The sequence below is a fragment of the Psychrobacter sp. CAL346-MNA-CIBAN-0220 genome (assembly GCF_040309805.1).
Classification (GTDB): domain Bacteria; phylum Pseudomonadota; class Gammaproteobacteria; order Pseudomonadales; family Moraxellaceae; genus Psychrobacter.
Genome location: NZ_JBEOPF010000589.1, coordinates 1 through 248, shown reverse-complemented (window position 1 = coordinate 248; position 248 = coordinate 1). Strand labels below are relative to the sequence as shown.

Sequence of the window (248 nt, the reverse complement as noted above, 5' to 3'; positions counted from 1 at the left end):
CTTTAACTTGTCGGATAAACAAGCTGAATCAATTTTAGAGTTAAAATTACGTCATTTAGCCAAGCTTGAAGAATTTAAAATTAAAGGTGAGCAAGATGAGCTTGCGGCAGAACGTGACAAATTAGAGTTATTGTTAAGTTCAGAACGTCGCATGAAAACCTTAGTGAAAAAAGAATTAATCCAAGATGGTGAGACTTATGGTGATAATCGTCGCTCGCCAATTATTGAGCGTTTAGATGCCAAAGCGC

General features: G+C 36.7%; 1 pseudogene. It reads left to right on the top strand.

Features of this window, described 5'->3' with window-relative positions:
* A pseudogene (locus tag AAEY88_RS14910) lies at positions 1-248 on the top strand (DNA topoisomerase IV subunit A); the annotation flags it as partial.